The organism is Micromonospora vulcania (genome assembly GCF_042658605.1).
Classification (GTDB): Bacteria; Actinomycetota; Actinomycetes; order Mycobacteriales; family Micromonosporaceae; genus Micromonospora; species Micromonospora vulcania.
Genome location: NZ_JBHSQS010000007.1, coordinates 214,111 through 235,832, shown reverse-complemented (window position 1 = coordinate 235,832; position 21,722 = coordinate 214,111). Strand labels below are relative to the sequence as shown.

Genomic DNA, 21,722 nt, shown 5'->3' with positions numbered 1-21,722 from the left:
CATGTGCACATGGGACACCCGCCCAGCACGCCGCCGTACGCGACCCTGGCCGCCGGCACACCACTGGAGTGCGTGGTCGCCCTCGGCCACGACGACGAGGGTGACCAGGACGTGTTCGCCGAGTCCGGCGGTGTCGGTACGCCGCCGACGAGGGCCACGCAGGGCACGGCCGCACGACACCGCGCCCTGGTCGCAGCGCTGCTCGCCCGTGGGTACGCCGTGGGGGCCGCCGCCGCGACGCCGGCGCTGCAAGTCCTCGGACGGTCCCCGGAGGCGGACGGCTGCACCACGTACCTCACCCATCCGCACGCGTTCCGGCCGGTGCCCTCGGAACCGGGCCGTCCGGTGGTGGTCCGGCTCGTCGCGAACATCGATGGCCGACACGGCACCGCGGCGGCCTCGGCCCTGCTCGACGGGCTGCGGTCGGCGACGGTCTGCGTGTACCTCGGCCACCTGCGCTTCGGCCTCGGCCCCGACTTCGAACCCGCGCTGCCGGTCACGGTCGCCCCCGGCAGCGGGCTGCCCACCGCGCCGGCACGCCTGGCACGGCAGGCCGCACGCATCGGACGGCAACACGGCGAGCCGCTGGAGGCGACACTCGACCGGTGGCTGGCCGAAGGCCTGCTCCGGATCGAACGGGTCGGTACGAGTCGGGTGGTCCTCTCGCACCGCAACCTCGTCCCCGGCAGTGCCACCGCCCGGCTCACCCACTGGGTGGCGCGGCGGGCACCCGGCGGCCTGCCGGCGCCGGCCTTCGCCGAGCCCGCCGCGAGCGATGCGGAGCACGACGCCGGAACGGCCCTTGACCGGCACCGGCTCTGGGTGCTGCTGACCTGCCGTGCGACCGCGCTGTTCCCGGCGCTGCGCCGGGGCCTGGCACCGGCCCCGGTGTGGCTGGTCGGCCCACCCGACACGGTGTCGCTGGACGAGTCGCGCACGGTGCCGTGGATCCTCGACGCGCTCTGCGCCGGGGGCCCGTGGGCCGAGGTGCTGAGCGTGCTGGACGCGCGTGCGTACGGTGGTCGGCTGGTGCTGGACGCCCCGCCGGACACGTACGCGCGGGACACGGCGGGAGGGGGCGATGGTGGTCGACGAGCCCACGGCTGACCGACCGCATCCGACGGGGTCCGCGCGCCGCCGGCCCCGGTGCGCCGGCTGCGGCCGGCCGGTACCGGCCTGCTGGTGCCGTTTCGTCTCGCAGGTGCGCACCCGACACCGGATCGTCGTCCTGCGTCATCCACGCGAGGCACGGCACGCGTTCGGCACGGTGCCGGTCCTGGTGCGGACGATTCCGGACACCGAGGTGTACGACGGCGTGCGCCGCACGCCCGAGGCCACCCAGGCCATCTTCGGCGAGCCCGACCGACCTCCGCTGCTGCTCTACCCCGGCCCGGACGCCGGCGGCAGTGGCGTGACCGACGGAGCCGGTACGGGCGAGACAGCACGCACGCTCGTGGTGATCGACGGCACCTGGGGGCAGGCACGCGGCATGGTCAACGCCGATCCGGAGCTGAGCGCGCTGCCGAGGCTGTCACTCGTTCCGACATCGTCGAGCCGGTACGCGATACGGGCCCAGCCGTTCCCGCACGGTCTGTCCACCGTGGAGGCCGTCGCCGAGGCGCTGGTGCTGCTCGGCGACGAACCGGTCGTCCGCGATGCGCTGTTGCGTCCGCTCGCGGCGTTGGTCGGTATGCATCTGGCCTGCGCGGACGCGGCCGGCGGCGACGTGCTGGACGATCCGGTCGCGCTGGAGCGGGCGGGCTACCTGCCGCCGCTGCCCGCTGCACCGGCATCGCCCGCTACGCCGGCACCGCCGGCATCGCCCGCACCGCCGGTGTGACGGGCGCCGTCACTCCCCGCAGACCGGGTTGTAGCTACAGCCGCCGCCACACGAATCCTGGCAGCTGAACTGGCAACTGCTGCCCTCCTCGCTCCACTCCGGGCAGCCGCCGCAGGTGCCGCTCGCACCGATCTCCATCGGCGTCGCGAACCAGCCCGGCGAGACCCGCAGGTCAAGGTCGAACTCGTCGTCGTCCTCGACGAGCATCGTGCCCGTCGGGGAACCCGCCACGACGGGCGTGCCCGTGTCGTGGCGCGCATCGGAGTTGCGCATCCGGCTCACCCTCCTCGTGCTACTGCGGCATCTGGTCGCCGCGCAGCGGCCAGACATTGATGGCGTACGCGACGAGCGCCGGCAGGAACCACCACTCCGCGCGGTTGTCCGAGCCGAGCAGCTCAAGCCGGCGGGACGGGGCGTCGAAGCGCGACGTACGCGTGAGACGGTCTGGGTTGAAGGAGGCGAACTGCTCCTCCGCCTCGACCAGGCGGCGATGAAGTCGCCCCTCGTCACGGCGACGGGAGGCCGCCTCAACGGTGGCGTGCACGAAGAAGTCCGGATTCTGGGCCCGCGCCGCCTCGGTCAGCACACGCAGCGCCGGGGCGGGATCGGCGAGGATCCGGGCCACGTCCTCGACCTGCTGGTCACGCTGGAAGCCGCTGGTGGCCAGGACGTGCACCGCCTTGGCGTAGAGCAGCCCGGTGAACGCCTGGTGGAACGTCGCGTCCGGCGCCCGGTACGCGCGGTAGACGCTCGAGTAGCCCGGGTTGAACTGGCGCTGCAGGACGGTCGACAACTCCTGGACGACCGGCTCGAACGCGGCGTTGGTCGGCAGGATCTGCTCGACCGCCTCCACCAGGGACGCGAGCACACGGTGCGCCTCGGCGTTCGACTTCGTCACCGGAACGTCGATGGTCAGTGGTGCGAGCCAGGTGTGCACGTCGTTGTGGATCGGCGCGGCGGTCATCGACCGGCGGATCGCGTCCACGCGGCCCCGGACCCGCTCCGAGACGCGGGCGACCGGCCGCTCCTCCTCGGACGGGTCGTGCAGCAACTGCCGTTCGGGCGACTGGCGGCTGGCCTTGCTCGCGTAGAGAAGGACCCGGTAGAACCGCTGGCCGTCGCCCTCGCCCCGGGCGTACACCACGATCTCACCGGGTGCGGTCAGGCCGTCGGTGTGCCCGGTCAGCCAGTCATGGTTCTGCAGCACGGTCTCGATCGGGCACTCGGCCGGCAGCCGGACGCCCAGGGTGCGCAGCATCGATCGGGGCTCACGCAGATAGGCGAGAGCTTCCGGCGGCGACATCACCCAGGCGTGACCGAGCAGCGGTTGTGCGCGAAGAATCTTGGAGCGGGCCGAAACATCGACGATGTGGCTGGGCATCTGATCCCCCAGTGATCGCTCAGCGTTCTGTGCCGAGCACTCTACGCGCGGCGGTACGGTCGGCCCTAGCCTCCGATCGGGTGCTGTCGGTCAACAGACAGTGGCCACGCGAGCACGCTGCCCAGCGCCAAGCCGGCCAGCGCGAAGACCCGCTGTTCGAGTTCGGCACGGCCGCCGAGGAGCCGGTTCAGATGCATGTGTACGAGGCTGCGTACCACCTGCGGGTGTGGCGTCTCCAGTCGGCCGGCGGCGTGCTCGGCGTCCAGGCCGGCGGCCACCGGCGCGATGGCGGCCCGACGGGTGTCCAGGATCGACACCACCGGGTCGTCGACCGGCCCACCGGTGACCAGCGCGCGCATCCGGTGCTTGTCCGCCCGGAACTCGGCGGACTCCACCGGGTGCCGGCCGCTGCGGTGCGCGCGGTACCACCGCAGCCGGCGCGGCGGCGCGTACCCGAGTGCGTCCAGCAGGTCATCCACGGTCCGTACGGCCAGGTGCCGGCGGTCCGGGGCGGCGCGCACGTCCCGGTCGGCGAGCAACCGGCACACCGCCTCGCTGTCGGCGGCGAACAGCCGCTCCGACAGGTCCAACCCGGTGGGCCCGCCGTACCGCTCGACCTCCCGCTCGTACGTGTCCAGGCCGAACCGGTCCAGCACGCCCCGGTCGACCAGCCCCGCCGCCCAGTCGCACAGCCTCGGTAGCGCCTCCTCGCGCAGCCGCACCGGATCACCGGTGAACCGTAGCCGCAGGTGGAAGCGGGGGTCGGCGTACCGGAGGAAGAACCACGACTGCGCGGCGCCGGTCGCGCACAGTTGCCCGGCCAGCTCCGGTATCGGTCCGCCGAGCAGGTCGTCCGCCGTGTCCACCGGTAGGTACAGCTTGGCGTACAGCCAGTCCGAGCCCGGCGGACGCAACCGCACCGCTCGTGGGATCACCCGGCGCGGCGGCGAGCTCGCGTCCGGATCCGTGCCGCCCGCCGCCCCGCCCTCGTCGCCGCGCGGTTCGGCCACGGTACGGACCACCGGCACGACCAGCTCGACCAGCCGTCGGCCGTCCGGTGACCGCGCGGCGGCGGAATCCGGGTCGGGCAACGCCTCCTGCACGTCCAGCCGTGCGCCGGCCGGCAGCCGATGTCCCGCCGCCAGCAGGAGCATGGCCCCGACCTCGCTGTCCAGGTCGATCAGGAGCTGTTCGTCACGCGGGCCGAGCAGCACGTGCCGGGGCAGCCCGGCCTGCTTGCGTGCGACCGTCCGGTCCTGCTCGTAGGTGCGCAGGAACTCGCCGTCCAGGCTCCAGCCGGCGGGCCGCAGCACCACCCGACCCGCCTGCACCCGAGGTCGGAACGGCAGGTGCTCGGCCGGGCCCCAGGAGAACCTGTCCAGCATTCCCGAGTCGCCGTCGAAGCTCACGGCGTGCAGGAACTGCGCCAGCGGAGGCGACAGGGTCGGGCTGAGCAGGTGCAGACCGTACGCCCGCACGTCCACGCCGGTGCGGGTCCACACCAGCCGTAGCCGTCCCTCGCGCAACGTCACCGCCAGCTCGTCGAGGGGGATGACCCGACGCCCGTCCGATGGGATGGCACCGTTCACGGCGATGACGTGCTCGGGCAGGACCGGCCGGATCATGACGTTCGCCGGTCGTGGCCGTACCGGCTCGAAGACCAGTTCGGCCACGACCGGGCCGGCATCCCTCGTGGCCGGTTCCCGGCCCGCCACCTCGCCCTGCGTGACCGGTTGGCGGGCCGCCAGGTCGCCCAGCGTGACCGGTTCCCGGCCCGCCAGGTCGCCCAGGAACGCCAACGCGCCGTCGTCGAACAGGTGCGCGAAACGGCCGAACGACCGGCCGGCCGGCACGGTCACGCCGACGCCCGACAGGACGAGCAGGAAGTCGCCCTCGTCCACGGCCCGCGCGTCCCGGGCCGCCAGCGCGCAGAACAGGTCCACCGAGTGCGGTGCGGCCCCCTCCCGTCCCGCCGCGCGCTCCAGCTCGGCGATCCGGTGCTCGTCCAGCCACAGCACCCGTTCGCCGGCGCGGAGCGTCTCACCGGCGAGCCGGACCAGCAACCGGTCGTACGGGGCTCGGGGTGGCGGGGCCGCGTGCAGGTCGGGCAGCCCCGCGCTGACCAGGTCGAGCACCGGCACCAGCCGGTCCGGCCCGTACGCCTCGGTGAACACCGGTCGCCAGGCCGCCAGGCCGGGAAACCGGGTGGACCACGGCGTCAGGCGGGACAGCAGGTCGACCGCCCGACAGGCCTCCTGGGCGACCTCGGCGGGCAGCCGCACGGCCGGTCCGGAGAACGCCGCGTCCACTCCGAACGCCGCCGCGTGGGCGGCATCGGGCTCCGGCGGCACCCGTACCGTCGTGGTGGGAGCGGCCGTCCGCGTCGTCGCCTCGTGGGCGCGCTCCGTCGGCGGACCCTGGCCCGCCGCCATGGCCGGCAGTACGTCGGCGCGCGCGAGGAGCCGGGGCAGCCGGCGCAGCGCCTCGTCGGCTGGCAGGCGATCCCAGACCGCGAGTTCGTCCAGCAGGCCGTGCAGCGCCGCTGCGGCCGACGGGTCGACCTCGGCGAGCGCCCGTGCCACCTCCCGCGCGGGCGCCCCGGTCAACGCCGGTCGCAGCCCGGTGAGCAGAAATCCCCGCTCGACGAGCGTGTCCACGACAGCCCGGGTACGGATCGGGTCTCGGCCGCTGGCGGTGAGTTCGCGAACCAGCACGGCGTGGTCGGTGCCGGCCCGGCAGGCGGCCAGCGCTTCCCGAACCACGGCGGTGGCGCGCACGGATGACCCGCCGCTGCCGGTCGCGGCGTCCGGCACGACGGCTCGGCCGGCGCGCACGTGGGCGGCCGGATGCGTGGTGAGTCGTAGCCGCCGTGCCACGGGGTGCCGCTCCCACTGCCGCACCAGATCGAGCAGCCACGCCATGTCCGGGCGGGCTCGCCGGGTCAGCGGCCCCAGCGTGAGCCGGGTCGCATCACCCCAGCCACCCAGTGCCACACCGGCGAACAGGCCGAAGGGAGTCGGCCGGCTGGCCATCCGGATCAGATAGGAGGCCAGTGCGGTCCGTACCGGACCCAGGTCGGTGCCGGCGGCGGTACGCGCCTCGACCGCCTCGGCCATCGACGGGGACGCGATGGCCAGGGCCAGCGCCACGTTCGGCGTACGGGCCGACGCGGCCAGCGTGCGATCGACGTCGGTGCGGGACACCGACCGGAACAGCTCGTCGAGCTGGTCCACCGGCAGCGCCGGTGCCCGCACCAGGAAGGTCTGCGCCGCCTGCCAGCTCGGCCCTCGCCCCGCCACGTCAGGCCACCAGGAAGACGCGGTCCCAGGTCGGTGGCCGGTCGCCGGAGGCGGCCAGCAGCACCAGAGCCACGCCAGCCGCGCCGTCGAGCAGCCCCGCCACATCCTCCGGTGGCCCCGCACCGTCCACCCGCCGGTAGCCGTACGCGCTGGCCGGCTCGTACGCGTCGATCAGGCGGACGACCTCGGCCTCGATCGCCGAGCTGATCTCGCCGTCGCCGGTGTCCGCGGCGAACCGCAGCGCGATGTGCACGAGGCCGGCCTGGCCGTGGCAGAACGTCGGTGAGCTCATTCCCCGCTCGGAGGGCGGCCGGCGTAGCGCGCCCCGGATGGCATCCACCGCCTCGTCCCGCCACTGTGCACGGTCCAGCGCGCGGCCGGCCAGCCACAGCGCCCGCGCGCAGCCGGCGGTGCCGTAGCACCAGGCCATCCGCCCGGGCGGGGGCGCCGGAGCGGCCGGGTCGACGGACACGCCGTTGGGCCAGACCGGTCCCCACCGGTCGGTGCGTCGGTAACGGCGTAGCCAGTGCACCAGTGCCGTCACCGCGGCTGCCTCGGTGTCACCGCCGGCGCCCTCGCTCAGCGCGAGCGACAACGTGGCCAGTACGCCCGGCAGGCCGTGCGCGAGACCGAGGTTGAGCAGCGGTCGCCCGCCGTCCAACCGCAGCGCACCCCACTGCGGGGGTGTGACGAGGCGCGGATGACCGTCGCTGCGCGGATCGGGTTCGGCGAGTGCCGCCAGCACGGCCAGTGCTTCGCGCAGCGCCTCGTCGACCGCTGGTGTGCCGCGTCGGGCGAGCAGCGCCACGGTCACCCCGGCGAGCCCGGTGACGAGATCGATCAGCGGTGGCCGCAGCGGTGGGTCACTGTCGCGCACCTCGCCCGCCAGCACCGACGCGCTGCTGGCCAGGGCGATGTCGGCGCGCTCCAGGAACGCGCCGTAGCGGGGTCGGCCGCGCGCCAACGCGGTCGCGGCGACCGCCAGACCACCCCACCCCGTGTAGAGCGACGGGCCGAGCCGGGCCAGCGCCGCCGTGTCCCGGATGCTTCCGGCGAGTTGGACGTGCCCGACGCGGGCCCATCCATCGCCCGGTCGACACTCGTCGAGATAGCCGGCCAGCAGGGCCAGACCGGGAAATCCGGACGCCAGACTGGACGCCCGCCAGCCGTCGTCGGCGACCACGTCGGCCTCGGCCCGTGGCAGGGCGGGATCCGACAGTACGGGGTCGGTGCGGTCACGCAGCGCCGTGGCGACCGCCAGCGCGACGGCGCGGGCACGGTCGGCCGTGCCGTGCGTCACGGGCGGCGTCCAAGGGGGAACCGTGGGAGCTGTCGTCATCGGAACGGATGGTCGCACGCACCGGGGTCGCCGTGCTACCGTCCGTGCGGGACGTTCCCGTAGTTCAGAGGGGTAGAACACCGGCGAACGCAGCCGGAGGTCAGAGGTTGGATTCCTCTCGGGGCCGTTCCATCGCACCTTCGTAGTTCAGTGGGGTAGAACACCGGCAAACGCAGCCGGAGGTCGGGAGTTGGATTCTCCCCGAAGGTGCCCCTCCCAGTCCGCGCTGTCCAGCGACCGTCGCCACCGGCGTCGGGCTGATCACCGCGGCTCGACCGTGAGTCGGTCGAGACGGAGCGGGTCGGCGATGATGTCGATCGCGGCGATCTTCCCGTTGACGACGACGAACCGCAGGACCGTGGCGAGACGCCCGTGGGGTGTCACCACGATCGCGGGTGCGTCGTCGACGAGCGCGACTCGGGCGTGCTGGGCCAGGTGTGCGAACGTCAGTGCCTGCCGCGCGACGGTTCGCGGACCGTGCAGGCGAGTTGGCATGCCGGGAGGTGCGGCGACGGCGTCGGCGCGGGCGATGACGTCCGGGTCGAGCAGGTCGAGCAGCGCGGTGAAGCCGCCGTCGCGTGCTGCGGTGAGGAACGCGTCGACGACCGCCCGCTGCCGCGGCAGGTCGGTGTCGGGCGACCGACCGTTTCGCACCCGGTTTCGGGCACGGCTGGCGAGCATCTTGGTCGCCTGGGTCGAACGACCGACGATGGGCGCGATCTCTCGGAATGGCACGGCGAATACGTCGTGCAGGACGAACGCCAGCCGTTCCGCCGGCGCCAGCGTGTCCAACACGACCAGCAGGGCGACACCGACCGAGTCGGCCAGTACCGCCTCCTGCTCGGGCTCCCGGCCGTCCTGGAGCAGTGACAGCGAGGACTCCAGCGGTACCTCACGTCGCGCGCTGCGTGACCGGAGCACGTCCAGGCAGACGCGTGCCACGACGGTGGTGAGCCAGGCCCGCGGATTGTCGATGCCACTCGGATCGGCACGGGCGAGGCGGAGCCAGGTCTCCTGCACGGCGTCGTCGGCGTCGCTGGTCGAGCCCAGCATCCGGTAGGCCACCGCGCGCAGGTGGTCCCGGTGCGCCTCGAAATCGTCCACGGTTACCTCTCCGTCGTGCCGTCCGTCATAAACCTGACGAGTCACGACAGGCAGAGGTAACAAGGAGGCGTCATGGCCGAACTGGTCCACACGATAGAGGTGGCCCGCCCGCCGCAGGAGGTCTTCGCCTTCGCCACCGACCCGTTGCGCTTCGCCGACTGGCAGCACGACGTGGCGAGCGTACGGATGACCGGGGATTCGCGGTTCGCCACGACCCGGCGGATCAACGGCACCGAGCGCACGATGACCCAGGAGGTCACCCGCCTGGACCCGCCCCACGGCTGGGCGACTCGGGGCATCGACGGGCCGATCCGACCCCACGCGACGATCACCGTCGAACCTCTCGACGGCGGTGCCCGATCGCGGGTCACGTTCACCCTCGACTTCGAGGGTCACGGCGTCGGAGTGCCCCTGCTGCCGCTGGTCCGTCGGCAGGCGCGAAAGGCGGCGCGGGTCAGCTACGACAACCTCAAGCAGTTGCTTGAGCGCGACCGATGAGGTGCTGACGTGTGCGGATAGCGCCGCCCGCCCGGCCAGCGTGGCGGGCGGGCGGCGTTCACGGCTGCTGGATTCCGCCCAGGCGGGTACGGACCACCAGTTCGTGCAGGGCGGCCACGGCCTCCGGGTCCGCCTGGTCGGGCAGCGTCGAGTCGCCCCGGGCCTCCTCCAGCTCGGCACGCAGTCGCGGCACGTCGGCGGCGAGCCGCTGCGCGGTACCGGCGGGAAATGGCCCGTGCTCGGCCTCGCGTTTGGCCGCGACGAGGTCCGGCAGGTACGCCAACCGCGTCCCGAGCACACCGAGGTCCATCTCCAGGCGGCCGGTACGCATCAAATGGATCCCGGTGAGCAGGACCCGCAGCGTGTACAGCGCCGGCTTGAGCTGCCCGGTCCTGGCGAACAACCGCTCCTGCCCGGCCGCGAACCCGAGGTAGTGGTGCGCGTGATGACGGGTGACCAGCTGCGGGGCCAGCGCCGTGAGTTCGGCGTGCACCGGGGTGGTCACCACCACCAGAGGGGACAGCAACTGCTCCAGCACGTACCCGTTGCGGCTGTTCAGCAGGGTGGCGAACTTCAGCAGATCGTGACTGACCACGTCCAGCTCGACCCCGTCCCGCACCCCGGTGTGCTGCAACGTCTGCGGTCCGGTGCGCAACCCGACCACCTCGGCGGGCGCGAGCAGATGTGCGGCTCGTAGATCCAGGTCGGAGTCGACGGACGCGAACCCGTACAGATGCGCACCGCTGACGGTGGCGAACAGCAATGGGCGGGGCAGCGCGTGGGCGACCTCCGCGGACCAGGACGGCACGTCGAGGGTCACGGCAGGTTCCTTTCGCGTACGGCGGTGAGCAGCCGGTCCACGGATTCCCGGTCCGGCTGTTCCGGCAGGCTGCTGGTGGCCGCCGCGGCGGCCAGCTCGGCGAGCAGCTCGGTGGCCCAGGCGGTGAGAGCCGCCCAGGCAAGCTCGCCGCGTCGCACCGCGAGCAGTTCGTCGCGCAGGTACCGCACGTCCACGAGAATCTCCCCGGTACGCAGCACGTGCGCACCGGCGATCAACAGCCGGATCATGTGCATGGCCTGCTTGTGGTTCGTCTCGCCGGTACGGTCGCGGCGGGCCGCCACCCGGTCGAGCTGATCCCGGGCGTAGCTGCCGTAGGTCTGCGCCAGCCGCTGCGACAGGAACGCCTGCCGCGCCGCGAGCAACCCCTCCCCGTCCGCGGTGACCGTCTCGATCAGCGGCGACCAGAGCACCTCCAGGACCGTCGGATTGCCCTGCAGGGCCAGCACGCAGAAGCGCTCGAACTCCCAGGAGAACTGCTCGACCGCCGGCCCGTCCAGGTGGGTGGGCGGCTTGTCCAGCTGCCAGAACGAGCGGGTCGGCGCGACGAAGACACCACGCCGGTCATAGTCGGAGTCTGGAGTGTCAAGCCCGTACGCCCGCGACCCGACCACGACGGCGAGGACGGTGTGCCGCTCGACAAGATCAATCACGCTCGGCAACGTTACCCAAGTGCCACCCGGTGCGCGTGGGCATTTCCCGGCCGACGAACCCGGTGCCCAACGGCTCGCTCCTGCTACTTCAGGAACTCGAACAGCTGCCGGGTGGTCTCCTCGGGAGCCTCCTCGGGAATGAAGTGCCCGACCGGGACCGGCCCTGGTGCATCGTGCGGCGTCCGAGCACGAGTCCTGGCCCTGACCCGCACGACGCAGTTCTCCGACAGGGTCGCACTTCCCTTTCCCGGCCGGTTCAGGCACCGTGTGCCGGTGAGTGAGTACACCGCAGCGGGCATCACGGTCCTGGAATTCGACGAGTCGGTCCGCCGCCGGCCAGGTATGTACTTCGGGGTCGATCCGCACCTGGCCACCAACGTCCTGACCGCCGTCGTCATAGCGTCCCTGCACCCGGGCCCGAAAGTCGCGCCCACCGGCCCACCCGACGTCACCGCGGAGATCCTCGACGACCTCGCGTTCTCGATAACCGACAACTGGTCGACCGGCCCGGACGGCTCAACCGCCGGTTACCACGGATCGCTCCTGACCTCCTACCGCTGGGTGCACGCCGCGGCCGCCGCGGTGAGCACCCACACCACGATCGAGACCTGGCACGCGGGCCACGCCCTGCGGCAGAACCTCGCCGGCTTACGCCCCACCGGGCCACCCCACGATCTCGACGCGCCACGTGGCACCGGCACCAGACTGACCTACCACCTCGACCCGTCCCACTTCACACCGTCCACTCTCGACATTCCTACCCTCGACCTCCACGCCGAAGGCTGCTGCGACGTCCCTGGCCAGTTCCGTCTGCGCGGCAGCCGCACCACCACATCCTGAACCGGGCAGCGGTCCACATCAGCGTCCGGTGAAGGCAGCAGCAGCACGATGCGCTGGGCCGTGTTTCAGAAGTGCTCGTGTTGGATCTACTCAGAACGATGGGTAGCCTGCCGGCATGGCAAAGGTTGTCACCTACCTGGAGATGAACAACGCCCAGGACCTGCTACCCGGGACGGTGGTGCCGGAACTTCTGCTACGGCGCGTTGACGGTGGTCTGCCGCTCGTGCATGTCACCAATGGTCAGGTCGGGGGCCCCCACGGGTGGCGGAGTGCGTCTAGCACGAACGAAGAGTGGCAGGAACTGGTGCGGTGTCATCCGCTGCGCCAGTACTGGCTCATCACCCTCAAGGACGAGACCGTGGGGGTTGCAATTCTGGAACCCCAGCGTGACGGAGATGTGGAGATCACCAGCTTCGGGCTCGTGCCCGAATATGTCGGGAAGGGTCTCGGTGGCCATGCGCTGACGCTGACCATCCGGCAAGCCTGGGACTGTGCGGCCGTGGAGTCTCCGGCTGTCCGAAGGGTTTGGCTGCACACATGCTCGTTTGACCATCCGAACGCACTACGCAACTATCAGCGACGCGGCTTGACTGCCTATCGCACCGAGGTCGAAGCCGAATAGCAGTCGACTCGGGCCGAATCACGCCGGTGAGTACACGCGTGTCGGTGCCCGGGAGCGGCCCGCTGGAAAGCTATGACCACGCCAATGAAACACGGCCTAGCCGGCGAGGGTGGCCCCCAGCCGGCGTACGGCGAGCCGCAGGCAGAGCGCGCCCATGACGGCCAGGTACACCACCGCCACGAGCACCTTCACCGACAGGACGCCGAGTGCCGGGTTCCGCAGCAGTTCGATGGACTGGTAGAGCGGCAGACACTGCACCACGATCTGGATCGGGCGGGGGTAGACCGAGAGCGGATAGAACGTGGTGGCGAACAGGAACATCGGCAGCATGAACAGCTGGATGTACTGCATGTCCTGCCAGTCCCGCAGGTAGGTGACGACCACGACGCCCGCGGTGGCGAAGGCGAAGGCGATCAGCGCCGCACCCGGCACGACCAGAATCGCCCACGGCGAGGTGACCAGGCCGAGGGCGGCGACCACGGCCAGGAAGGCTGTGCTGACGATGGTGCCGCGCAGCACCGCCCAGCCGATCTCGCCGAGGGCGATGTCCCGCTCGCTCAGCGGGGTGGCGAGCATCGACTCGTACGTGCGGTCGGTCTTCAGTTTGCCGTACATCAGGAAGGTCGTCTCGTTCATGGCGCCGTTCATCGCCGCGGTCGCGAGCAGGGCGGGCGCCACGAACGCGGCGTACCGGATCGGGGTGCCGTTCGGCACGTCGGTGACCGTGCCCACCAGCACGCCGATACCGACGCCGACGGAGAGCAGGTAGAGCACCGGCTCGAAGATCTCGGCGAGCAGCACGTACCAGGTGTGCTTGTAGATCATGACGTTGCGCTCGACGAGCACGGCGGCGTTCACGCGGTGAGCCTCCGGGTGTAGGTGCGTCGGCCCGCGAGGTAGCCGGCCGCGATCAGCCCGAGCAGGACGGCCAGGTGGATCACGGTGGAGCCGGAGCCACGGCACAACTCGGCGCCGTGCCAGAGAGGGCTGGCCCAGACCAGCCGTTCCAGCCCGGCGGGGAGTTGCTCGGCGGGGAAGAACGTGCCGGAGAACATGTACAGCGGCAGGATCACGAACCGGAAGAGCGCGGTCAGCTTCGCCGGCCGCTGCACGGTGATCGCGTACGCGGCCACCGGCACGGCGAAGGCCATGCCGGTGAGCACCGACGCCACCAGCGCCCTCGGCGCGTCCTCCAGTTCGATGGCGCCGAACCCGACGAGGACCACGAGGATTCCGATCGCGGCGGTGAGTAGCCGGAAGGCGTTGAACAGCAGATGGCCGGTGAGGATGTCGGTCGGCTCCATCGGCGTGGTGACCGCTGCGCGGTAGTTGCCGCCCACCTGAGCGGACTGGAACACCGGCCCGGCCGCGTTGATGAAGCCCAGTTGCATCGCCGACGCCGCGAGCAGGCCGGGCGCGATGAAGCTGAGGTACGAGCCGTGCAGGTAGGTGCTGCCGCGGGCGTCGACCAGTTGGCCGAGACCGAAGCCCATGGCGCTGACGAACAGCAGCGGGTTGACGACGCTGATCACGGCCGTGCCCCGCCAGGTCCGTCGGTACAGGTGCCACCAGTACGCGACCTCGCGCGCCGCCGGTACGCGCAGGAGGCTGTCCGCGGCGCTCATTCGACCAGCGTCCGGCCGGTGAGGGTGAGGAAGACGTCCTCCAGCCCCGATCGGCGGACCAGCGCGGTCAGCGGATCGAGCCCGCGGCGGTGCACCTCCTCCAGCGCGGCCTCACCGTTGGCGGTGTAGCAGAGCAGCCGGTCGGGCAGCACCTCGATCCGGTCGCCGATCCCCCGCGCCTTCTCCGTGGCCAGCTCGTGCTGGTCGAGTGGAAAGCGCAGCTCCAGCACCTCGCGGGTGGCGTACCGCTCGATCAGCTCGCGGGGCGATCCATGCGCGACGATCCGCCCGCCGTCCATCACGGCGAGTCGGTCGCAGAGCTGTTCGGCCTCGTCCATGTAGTGGGTGGTGAGAATCAGCGTGACGCCGTCCTGCTTGAGCCGGAACAGCCGCTCCCACAGCAGGTGCCGGGCCTGCGGGTCGAGCCCGGTGGTGGGCTCGTCGAGCAGCAACAGGTCCGGTTCGTTGATCAGAGACCGGGCGATGGTGAGCCGGCGACGCATACCGCCGGACAACTCCTGCACCCGCGCCGTGCGCTTGTCGGTGAGCCGGGCGAATTCCAGCAACCGTTCGGTACGCTCGCGGATCACCGCGCGGGGCAGGCCGAAGTACCGCCCGTAGATCAGGATGTTCTCTTCGACGGTCAACTCGGTGTCGAGCGTGTCGTCCTGCGGCACCGAGCCGATCCGAGCCTTGATCGTGCGGCGTTCCCGAGCGGCGTCCCGACCCAGGATGGTCAGTTCACCGCCGCTGCGCGGAGACACACACCCGATCATCCGCATGGTGGTGGACTTGCCTGCGCCGTTGGGGCCGAGGAACCCGAACGCCTCGCCGCGGAGAACGTCGAAATCGATGGAGTCGACCGCGGTGTGCGTCGGAGGCCCCTCGTAGATCTTGGTGAGCCTTCGCGCGGTAACCAGTGCCGTTGATTCGCTCACGACGGAAGGCTACAAGTATTGAACGAAGGCCCGCAAGAACTATACGAGCCAAAGGAATTTCTCGACTCTGCAGCTCCTCGCCCCTAAAAACCCTGTTCGCGCAGCCAGCCGAGCGTGTGATCGGCGACCTCGCGCCATCCGCGACGAGGCTGTGGCCACCGTCGGCGAACAGCTGGAAGTCGTCACCGCCGGCGATCCGGCGTAGGGGCCATGAGCGACCCGGGCGACGGAGCCAGGGACCGTGTGGTCCGCACCCCCGCCGATGATCAGCAGCGGCCCGCGATCGCCGCCGCGTCAGGCTGACCGCGCCGGTCCGGTTCTGGTCAGCGGATACCTCGGCGAGCCGAGCGAGGTCGCCGCGGCGCTCTATCGGGCCGGTCGGGCGGCGGTGCAGGCACAGCGGTAACAGCCCTTGGCCGGCTAATGATCTGGCGGCCGGGCGGGCTGATCGGGCGCCGGCACGGCGTCGAGTACGCGTCGCACCTCGTCGAGGCGGACCCGCATGGCCTCGGTGCCCCCGTTCTGGAAGGTCAGCAGCACGGAGCGCGCCTCGGACCACGCTTCGCGGGCCCGCTGCGCCTCCCCCACCGTCAGCCTGACCTGCGCCAATTCGAGCAACGCCTCGAATTGGATCGGCTTCTGCCCGACCGACTGCGCTGAGTCGATCGCGCGTTCGAGCTGCTCGACGGCCTCCCGTTGACGATCCAGCTTGACCAGGAGGCAGGCCGCGTCCAGTCGAACCCGGCCGCCCTCGTGCAGGTTGCCGACCGCCTCGTTCAACCGGACCGCCTCCTGGAGAGCGTGCACGGCCTGCTCATAGTCGCCGCGCCGGCCGAGCACATCAGCGATGTCGGACAACGCGCGGACCTCGGCGCGGTGGTAGCCCACCGCCCGGTACCTCGCAAGCGCCTCCCGGTGCTCCCGCAACGCCGACTCGTACTGGCCCATCCTGATCAGGACGTCACCGAGATTCGTGTGCACGAACCCCTGCTCGAGAACGCACCCGTGCGCTACGAAGATCTCCTGCGCGGCGAGCAGCAGATTCCGGGCCTCTTCGTATGCGGCGAAGCTGAATCGCGCGCCCGCGAGGCTGCGGAGGACGTGGGCTTCGCCGAGCCGGTCGCCGGCACGTCGAGCCGCGCCCAGGGCCAGCCGCATCACTTCGACCCACTGGTAGAAGAACCCGGCCCATTGCAGATACTGCTGCATGGTCAGGGCGAGGTGCCACGGCACGATGCCGTGCTCCGTCTCGGCGGCGCGCCGAACCGCGTCACCGAGGACCTCCCGCTCCGCGCCGAACCACGCCATCGCCTCGTCGTACGACCCCGGCTTCTCCGGGTGGACCCCCGGCATCGGCGGTGGTGGCGCGATGGGGATCCGGTGCGGCACGAGGACGACCTGCGCGTTGAAGCTGCTGTGCAGGTAATGCTGCAGGAGTCGGCTGGTGGCGTCGTTCCGCTCCTGCTCGGAGTCGGTGTCAAGGCACAGTTCTCGCGCGTACGACCGCACCAGGACAGGAGAGCGATAGCGGGCGTCACCGCACTCCTGCACCAGCGCCGCCTCCTCGAGTTCGCGCAGTAGCTCCCGGGTCGGCTGCGGGTCCAGGCCGAGGAGGCTGGCGCAGGCAGTTGCCGAGACATGCGGGGACAGGGTCACCGACGACAACCGGAAGAGTCGTGCGGCTCCGGGACTCAACTGCCGATATGACCAGGCGAACGCGGTCCGCGGATCACTTCCAGAACGCCCGCCGTGCAGCGCCTCCAGCAGGTTCTCGCTCTGGGCAAGTTCGGCCGCGATCGCGGCCGGAGTGACCTGTGGGCGGGCCTCGACCCTCGCCGACACGATCGCCAAGGCCAGTGGCAGCCGGCCGCAGCGCGCGATGATCTCCTCGACGAGCTCGTTGCGAGCGTCCGGTGGCAGGGTGGGCAGGCGTTTCTCGAGCAGCAGCCGGGCGTCCGCCAGGTCTGGCACGTCGAGGTGCAGCAGGTATGCGCCGTCGTGGGCCGCGAGCCCGACCAGCGGGGCCCGCCCGGTGATCAGGACGAGGCTCTGGGCGGAGTTCGGCAGCAACGGTCGGACCTGTGCAACGTCCTGGGCATTGTCGAGCAGCAGCACAAGGCTCTTGTGCGCACTCAGGCTCCGGTACATGCCCACCAGCGAGTCGAACGAGTCGGGGATCTGCGCCGCGGAAACCCCCAGTGCGAACAGGAATGACCGCAACGCGGCACTGGGCGTCAGTGCCTCGGGCTCCTGTCCACGTAGGTCCAGGTAGAGCTGCCCATCGACCAGTTGGTCTGCGATCCGACGAGCGAAGTGCAGTGCGAGCGTCGACTTGCCCACCCCGCCGATGCCGTCCAGCGCCACGATCAACGGGCTCGTCCGAGCACCCGCGCGCCGTTCGCCGAACAGTTTGGTCAGGGTCGAGAGTTCGGCGTCCCGACCCACGAACGCCGGCAGGTCTGGTGGTAGCTGAGCCGGCCGTACGAGTGGGCCAGTCGGCCGGAGGTTGCCCGGCGGCGTGCCTGCGCGGTGCCCGGCCTCCGCCTCGTCCAGGTAGCTCGTCGCCGCCGGGACGCTCTGCGTGAGCACCTGCCGCTGGGCCTCCCGCAGGTCGGCACCCGGAACGATCCCCAACTCGTCGGCGAGACGGCCACGCAACGCCTGGAAAACGCTCAGCGCTTCAGCCTGCTGGCCCGTCGCGGCCAGCGTTCGGATCAAGGCGACGTGCAGGGGCTCGTTCAGTGGACCGAGGGCAACCGCTCGACGGAGAACAGGCAGCACCCGTGCCGGCTGACTCTCGCGCACGGCGAGCTCAGATGCCTCGATCGCCGCCTCGAACAATTCATTCTCGAGGGCCGAGAAGACAGCGGACGCCGCCGCGCTCTCGGCCAGGCCGTCGCCCGGCCGCCCCTGCCACAACAGGAGACCTTGCAGGTAATGGTCCAACGCAATGTCTGCCTGGCCCTCGCCGAGCGACTCTCGCGCGGATCGCAGGTATCGCCGAAAGGCCGCCAGATCCAGCTGGTCGACGTCCGCGTCGAACCGGTAGCCGCTGCCGTGGCGGACCAACCACGAGCCCTGGGCGCGGGCCGGCAGATCAGGCTCCAGGAGGCGACGAAGGGCGCCGACGTATTTGTGAATGACGTTGACAGCGCTGGGCGGTGGATTGTCCGACCACAGGAAGTCGACAAGCTGGGTCAGGCTGGTCGGCGTGCCCACCCGGGCCGCCAGGAGCGCCAGTATGCAGGATTGCTGACGGGGCCCGACATCCAACTCGACGCCCCCGCGCCAGATCCGTAAGGATCCGAGAATGTGAATCTGCACGTCTTCCACTGAGCCTGACCGCTCCCCCACTGCAACCTTGCTGACAGTCCATGGTGCCCGGCCTCTGCCGACAGCAAACGACCGGGCACCCGGATCACGTCAGATCCTCGGAATCGTCCTACGCCTCGGTCGCCGACGGAAAACGGAAAAGTCGATAGTGCGAGACCGTCTCGAACCCAATGCGTTCATAGACCGGGCGGCCGGCCCCGCTCGCCTGGAGCGTGGCGACCCGATGCCCAGCCATCCGCGCGAGCCGCAGCGCCGCCACCGTCAGCGCCGTTCCGATGCCGCGGCGGCGATGGCCGGAATCGGTGGCGACGCAGAAGACCCCGGCAACGTCCGAATTCAAGCTAACAGTTGCCGTTGCGACGGTCCTGCCGTCGACGATCCCAGCGAGGCGGACAACCTCCGGCTCGCGCGCAAGATAGTCGAGTTCCCGCTCGACCACCTGGTCGAGGCAGTGGGCGGGGACCCCCATCGGCTCCGCGTACGCGCCGACGAAAGCCTCGATGTCGGGTCGGTCGGTGGCCTGTCGGATCGTCAGACCATTCGGGATCGCCGGAACCGGCTGCTCAGCGGCAAGGTCCATTGCCATGATCGGCAGCAGCGAGACCTGCTCAGCGCCCGCGGCGAGCAGCCCTTCGGCGACACCATCATCGCTGTCATCTCCGACCCACCAGACCCAGGGCGATCCGTCAAGCTGGCGCTTCGCCTGACGGATCGCCCCATCCAGGGAACTGTTGCGTACGCGCAGGACGCCGTTGAGAAGGCCCTGCGGGATGCCCGAATGGTAGATCGGAAGGTCGACGTCGGGCTCATCGCCGCTCCAGCCGGTCCAGTACCGGCGGTTCGCCGCCAACTGCGGCTCAAGGTCATGAATTGAAGGTCCTGTCATACACACCAGATGCCGGCGAAGCCGGAAAGGTTCGACCCGGACCCCAATCACCTGATGTGGCCACGGTCACAACTCGCTCATTCCAGACAATGCCAAGAACTGATGACGAACCCTTGGTGTGACGCCTCGATCCTGAACGAATGGTGATCCTTACCGCGTGGCGAGTGCTGCCCGACCACCGTCATTCAGGATCACAGCTGTCGCGCTCGCGTGTGCGCTTCACGCTGGCAACCTCGCCGTTGATCGGCAGCCAGTAGAACGGAATGAACGCGGTGACCACGACGAGGCCGGCGATCGGTTGCACGGCACCCACCACGGTGCCAACGGCGATCCAGAAGGGCGCGGGGCGGAAGCGTCTGCTGATCGCCCTCGCGGTGGCGTCGTCGGTGGTGGAGGTCAGCAGACGGCGGCCGTACCTCGCGTACTCCCAGATCACGTTGAACAGGATGGCCGCCACCAGATAGGTGACTCCGTAGAAGATCAGCGCGGTTTGCTTCCCCTGGCCGGCTTCGAACGCGTGGGCCAGGACGGACGAACTGAACGGCAGGAACGCGATATCCATCAGCAGCAGCGTGTTGAGCAGGAGCAGCAAGCGGTCCGCGGAGCGGACGTGATCGAACATGACGTGGTGGTTCACCCACATCTGCCCGATCAGCAGGAAGGTGAGGACGTAGGCCACGTACGAGGGCCACAGCTCGATCAGACCGCGGAGCAGGTGTTCGGTGTCCTCCGGCGGGCGAATCTCCAGGACGAGCAGAGTGACGGCGATGGCGATGACCGCGTCGCTGAAGGTGACGACCCGCCTCGGATCCCGTTCCGCGCCGACCGGTGAGCTGATTCTGGTCGCGTCCGTCGTGGAGGTGTCACGAGGTGCGCGGCGCCAGCGCATGAGCCCTCCCCTCACCGGACCCCACTACCGACACTTCGGTTGCCGGGCGGCATTCCCGCCGTCGCAGTCCCCAAACCGGGCCAATCCACCCACCGACGCCGGGAAGCGGAGTCGCCGGCGCGGGCGCTACCGGACGCCGCGGCGGCACGTCAGCGGGAGCTCGCATCGGTGGCAAGGGTCGTGCGCGGATTGAGGGCGCCGCCGCGACCGTACTGCTCATCGAACGCATCCTGGCCGATCATCGACGTCGTCAACTCCCGCGCCCAGCGAAGCTCGGCGGCGTCGTCGGGGTCGGGCACCTGACCGAGCGCGCGAAACGCCTTGTCGGCCACGCCGAGCAGACGCGCGGCGCGGCTCCAGTCGCCGTCGACCGCCGCCATGACCGCCGACGCGACGAGCGCATAGGGTACGAAGTCGTCATACCCCTCGGCGAACACCCCCTCGCGTACACCGGCGAAGATCTCCCGGGCGCGCTCGATGTTCCCGAGCCGCAGCTCCGTGAATCCGAGGTTGTGGTACTCCGAGTTGACGGTCTTCGGTTGGGCCAGCGCGACATTCAACGCGATGCTGTCCAGGTACAGCTCGCGGGCACGGGCCAGGTCGCCGCTCATCCGCGCGACCGCCGCCAGGACGTGGCGGGGACGCTCCTCCAGATGCCGCTGGCCGGCCCGGATCGCCACCGCCAACGCCTCCGAGGCCAGGCGGTCGGCCTCGGTCAGATCGTCGGCACGCACGGCGAGCCGGGACAGCATGTACAGCGCTTCGACCTCCGCCGGGGCATCTCCGGCGGCACGAGCGCGCGCCACCTCGTCCCGACTCATCCGCGCCACGGCTGCCGTCTCACCGCGTCGGAATGCGGCGCGGGCGCGCCCGCTGTAGGAGTCGCTCGACATCTGTCACTTCTTTCCGCTGGTCAACACGGTCCAGGCCGGCGCGAGCCGGAACCCGATCGATTCGTACAACGCCCGAGCAGTCGCGGTGCTCATGCGCGGGTGGCGAAGAGTTTGACGACCTCGGCGGTGAACGCCGGGATGTCGTCCGGCCTCCGGCTGGTGACCAGGTTCCGGTCGACGATCACCTGCTCGTCGGCCCAGACCGCCCCGGCGTTGAGCAGGTCGGTACGCAGCGAGGGCCACGACGTGAGCGTGCGGCCGCGCGCGACGTCCGCCTCGATCAGCAACCAGAGCGCATGGCAGATCGCCCCCACCGGCTTCCCCGCCTCGAAGAAGTGCCGGACGAAGTCGACCACGTCCTCGTCGAGGCGCAACGTGTCGAGGTTGCCGACACCACCGGGCAGAACGAGCGCGCCGTAGTCGGCCGGGCAAACCTCGCTCACCACCCGGTCCACCGGGAAGGTGTCGGCCCTGTCGTAGTGGGAGGTGAGCTGGATTCGCCCACTCCTGATCGAGATGAGTTCCAGGTCCGCATCGGCGTCCTTCAGCGCGATCCACGGCTCGATGAGTTCGGACCGCTCCACCATGTCGGTCGCCAGGAAGGCGACCTTGAGACCGCTCAGCACACCACCGGCCATCGGCTTCCTCCCGTCCGCAACACCGGCACATCGTCGGTAGGCAGATCGTGGCAGCGGGGTGTGGACAAGGAGTGGATCGGTCGCCGCCGATGGCATCTGTTGATCC

Annotated in this window: 21 protein-coding genes and 2 tRNA genes; 8 read left to right on the top strand and 15 right to left on the bottom strand. The window is 70.6% G+C overall.

Translation table 11 applies throughout. The features are described 5' to 3' along the window. The first annotated feature begins 9 nt into the window (after nucleotides 1–9). Both ACFQGL_RS14200 and ACFQGL_RS14195 read left to right on the top strand, forming a co-directional pair. Nucleotides 10–1,107 carry a hypothetical protein gene (locus ACFQGL_RS14200; protein WP_377511251.1) on the top strand — a complete coding sequence of 366 codons (1,098 nt, stop codon included), beginning with the start codon at nucleotides 10–12 and terminating at the stop codon, nucleotides 1,105–1,107. Then, complete coding sequence (locus tag ACFQGL_RS14195) at nucleotides 1,082–1,840, top strand: tRNA-uridine aminocarboxypropyltransferase (RefSeq protein ID WP_377511249.1); 759 nt, start codon at nucleotides 1,082–1,084, stop codon at nucleotides 1,838–1,840. Before ACFQGL_RS14200 ends, ACFQGL_RS14195 begins: the two co-directional genes overlap by 26 nt. Before the next feature lie 9 nt (nucleotides 1,841–1,849). Here the strand turns inward: ACFQGL_RS14195 and ACFQGL_RS14190 are convergent, their stop codons facing one another. The 4 genes from ACFQGL_RS14190 to ACFQGL_RS14175 form a co-directional block, all read right to left on the bottom strand. After that, a complete protein-coding gene (locus ACFQGL_RS14190; RefSeq protein WP_377511247.1) occupies nucleotides 1,850–2,113 on the bottom strand; it encodes a hypothetical protein in 264 nt (87 codons plus the stop codon). Between the two features lie 19 nt (nucleotides 2,114–2,132). Continuing rightward, on the bottom strand, nucleotides 2,133–3,221 hold the full coding sequence (locus ACFQGL_RS14185) for a hypothetical protein (protein WP_377511245.1): 1,089 nt from the start codon (nucleotides 3,219–3,221) through the stop codon (nucleotides 2,133–2,135). 65 nt (nucleotides 3,222–3,286) lie between these two features. After that, nucleotides 3,287–6,520, bottom strand: a complete 3,234-nt coding sequence (locus tag ACFQGL_RS14180; RefSeq protein ID WP_377511243.1) for a lantibiotic dehydratase — start codon at nucleotides 6,518–6,520, stop codon at nucleotides 3,287–3,289. Between the two features lies 1 nt (nucleotide 6,521). Continuing rightward, complete coding sequence (locus tag ACFQGL_RS14175) at nucleotides 6,522–7,820, bottom strand: lanthionine synthetase C family protein (RefSeq protein WP_377511241.1); 1,299 nt, start codon at nucleotides 7,818–7,820, stop codon at nucleotides 6,522–6,524. A 92-nt stretch (nucleotides 7,821–7,912) separates the two neighbouring features. Between ACFQGL_RS14175 and ACFQGL_RS14170 the strand changes: the two genes are divergently transcribed. Beyond that, a tRNA-Arg gene (locus ACFQGL_RS14170) sits at nucleotides 7,913–7,986 on the top strand. A 9-nt stretch (nucleotides 7,987–7,995) separates the two neighbouring features. Further along, nucleotides 7,996–8,069, top strand: a tRNA-Arg gene (locus ACFQGL_RS14165). A 51-nt stretch (nucleotides 8,070–8,120) separates the two neighbouring features. Here ACFQGL_RS14165 and ACFQGL_RS14160 read toward each other — a convergent pair. Then, a complete protein-coding gene (locus ACFQGL_RS14160; RefSeq protein WP_377511239.1) occupies nucleotides 8,121–8,963 on the bottom strand; it encodes a sigma-70 family RNA polymerase sigma factor in 843 nt (280 codons plus the stop codon). Between the two features lie 72 nt (nucleotides 8,964–9,035). Here ACFQGL_RS14160 and ACFQGL_RS14155 point away from each other — a divergent pair, with 72 nt between their 5' ends. Next, nucleotides 9,036–9,461 (top strand): SRPBCC family protein, encoded by a 426-nt coding sequence (locus ACFQGL_RS14155; protein WP_377511237.1) that lies wholly within the window; start codon nucleotides 9,036–9,038, stop codon nucleotides 9,459–9,461. 58 nt (nucleotides 9,462–9,519) lie between these two features. Here ACFQGL_RS14155 and ACFQGL_RS14150 read toward each other — a convergent pair whose 3' ends face one another. Together ACFQGL_RS14150 and ACFQGL_RS14145 are read right to left on the bottom strand one after the other, a co-directional pair. Continuing rightward, nucleotides 9,520–10,281, bottom strand: coding sequence for a nucleotidyltransferase domain-containing protein (locus ACFQGL_RS14150; protein WP_377511234.1), 762 nt, complete (start codon nucleotides 10,279–10,281; stop codon nucleotides 9,520–9,522). Further along, on the bottom strand, nucleotides 10,278–10,952 hold the full coding sequence (locus ACFQGL_RS14145) for a nucleotidyltransferase domain-containing protein (RefSeq protein ID WP_377511231.1): 675 nt from the start codon (nucleotides 10,950–10,952) through the stop codon (nucleotides 10,278–10,280). Before ACFQGL_RS14145 ends, ACFQGL_RS14150 begins: the two co-directional genes overlap by 4 nt. A gap of 273 nt (nucleotides 10,953–11,225) precedes the next feature. On the opposite strand from ACFQGL_RS14145, the gene ACFQGL_RS14140 reads away from it, so the two are divergent. After that, complete coding sequence (locus ACFQGL_RS14140) at nucleotides 11,226–11,792, top strand: DNA topoisomerase IV subunit B family protein (protein WP_377511228.1); 567 nt, start codon at nucleotides 11,226–11,228, stop codon at nucleotides 11,790–11,792. A 115-nt stretch (nucleotides 11,793–11,907) separates the two neighbouring features. Beyond that, a complete protein-coding gene (locus tag ACFQGL_RS14135; protein ID WP_377511225.1) occupies nucleotides 11,908–12,414 on the top strand; it encodes a GNAT family N-acetyltransferase in 507 nt (168 codons plus the stop codon). A 96-nt stretch (nucleotides 12,415–12,510) separates the two neighbouring features. Here ACFQGL_RS14135 and ACFQGL_RS14130 read toward each other — a convergent pair whose 3' ends face one another. Genes ACFQGL_RS14130 through ACFQGL_RS14120 form a run of 3 tightly spaced genes read right to left on the bottom strand, consistent with a single transcriptional unit; the run spans nucleotide 12,511 to nucleotide 14,977 of the window. Further along, entirely contained in the window at nucleotides 12,511–13,272 is a 762-nt protein-coding gene (locus ACFQGL_RS14130; RefSeq protein ID WP_377511222.1) for an ABC transporter permease, read from the bottom strand. Beyond that, nucleotides 13,269–14,039: an ABC transporter permease gene (locus ACFQGL_RS14125; RefSeq protein ID WP_377511219.1), complete on the bottom strand. Its 771-nt coding sequence runs from the start codon at nucleotides 14,037–14,039 to the stop codon at nucleotides 13,269–13,271. Before ACFQGL_RS14125 ends, ACFQGL_RS14130 begins: the two co-directional genes overlap by 4 nt. Then, complete coding sequence (locus tag ACFQGL_RS14120; RefSeq protein ID WP_377511216.1) at nucleotides 14,036–14,977, bottom strand: ABC transporter ATP-binding protein; 942 nt, start codon at nucleotides 14,975–14,977, stop codon at nucleotides 14,036–14,038. Before ACFQGL_RS14120 ends, ACFQGL_RS14125 begins: the two co-directional genes overlap by 4 nt. Before the next feature lie 241 nt (nucleotides 14,978–15,218). On the opposite strand from ACFQGL_RS14120, the gene ACFQGL_RS14115 reads away from it, so the two are divergent. Next, nucleotides 15,219–15,383 (top strand): hypothetical protein, encoded by a 165-nt coding sequence (locus ACFQGL_RS14115; RefSeq protein ID WP_377511213.1) that lies wholly within the window; start codon nucleotides 15,219–15,221, stop codon nucleotides 15,381–15,383. A 14-nt stretch (nucleotides 15,384–15,397) separates the two neighbouring features. On the opposite strand, the gene ACFQGL_RS14110 is transcribed toward ACFQGL_RS14115, so the two are convergent. The 5 genes from ACFQGL_RS14110 to ACFQGL_RS14090 all read right to left on the bottom strand — a co-directional run bounded on the left by ACFQGL_RS14110 (nucleotide 15,398) and on the right by ACFQGL_RS14090 (nucleotide 21,616). Then, the gene (locus ACFQGL_RS14110) at nucleotides 15,398–18,196 is read right to left on the bottom strand and encodes an AfsR/SARP family transcriptional regulator (RefSeq protein ID WP_377511211.1); all 2,799 of its coding nucleotides are present in this window, start codon (nucleotides 18,194–18,196) and stop codon (nucleotides 15,398–15,400) included. A 223-nt stretch (nucleotides 18,197–18,419) separates the two neighbouring features. Then, the gene (locus ACFQGL_RS14105) at nucleotides 18,420–19,160 is read right to left on the bottom strand and encodes a GNAT family N-acetyltransferase (RefSeq protein WP_377511209.1); all 741 of its coding nucleotides are present in this window, start codon (nucleotides 19,158–19,160) and stop codon (nucleotides 18,420–18,422) included. Between the two features lie 217 nt (nucleotides 19,161–19,377). Further along, a complete protein-coding gene (locus ACFQGL_RS14100) occupies nucleotides 19,378–20,085 on the bottom strand; it encodes a TMEM175 family protein (protein ID WP_377511205.1) in 708 nt (235 codons plus the stop codon). A 149-nt stretch (nucleotides 20,086–20,234) separates the two neighbouring features. Next, the gene (locus ACFQGL_RS14095; RefSeq protein WP_377511203.1) at nucleotides 20,235–20,978 is read right to left on the bottom strand and encodes a tetratricopeptide repeat protein; all 744 of its coding nucleotides are present in this window, start codon (nucleotides 20,976–20,978) and stop codon (nucleotides 20,235–20,237) included. Between the two features lie 89 nt (nucleotides 20,979–21,067). Then, entirely contained in the window at nucleotides 21,068–21,616 is a 549-nt protein-coding gene (locus ACFQGL_RS14090; protein WP_377511200.1) for a type 1 glutamine amidotransferase domain-containing protein, read from the bottom strand. Nucleotides 21,617–21,722 lie beyond the last annotated feature (106 nt).